1 protein-coding gene is annotated in these 479 nt (G+C 69.9%); it reads left to right on the top strand.

The window, feature by feature from the left end; all coding sequences use genetic code 11:
* Positions 1 to 244: 244 nt before the first annotated feature.
* Positions 245 to 479 (top strand): MarR family transcriptional regulator (locus tag AC1DSF_RS30755; RefSeq protein ID WP_478184097.1); only part of this gene is annotated, 235 nt, incomplete at its 3' end.

Genomic DNA, 479 nt, shown 5'->3' with positions numbered 1-479 from the left:
ACGTTCCCGCGCCTGGCTCGCGAACACCGTCTCGCCGGCTTCCCGATTCCGCAGGGGGCCTACTGGCGGGCGATCGACACGGCGAAGGACCTGACCGAGGCGGCGAAGGAACTCCGCAGCTGATGCGGTGATGCGGTGATGCGGTGCTGCAGGAGCGGGCGGCGGGGTCGGTGGGGAACCACCGGCCCCGCCGTTTTTGTGGACGCGGACTGCGCACCGGGAGATCTCTGACTAAAGTCAGAGAATGACTGACGCTGCGCACATCGACGACGTCCGCCGCTTCAACCGCACCGTGACCGCCCGGGTGGGGGTGCTGCACGATCGGTACCTCGGGCGGGACCGGCCGATCGGGGAAGCCCGCTTGCTGTGGGAGATCGGCGAGGACGGGCGGGACGTCCGGCAGTTGCGAGAGCGGCTGGGGCTGGATTCCGGCTACGTCAGCCGGCTGCTGCGTTCGCTCGAGGCGGCCGGGCTGGTGA

The organism is Variovorax sp. 01N429 (assembly GCF_056399425.1).
The sequence above is the reverse complement of the archived record's forward strand: the minus strand, read 5'-3'. Positions and strand labels throughout refer to the sequence as shown.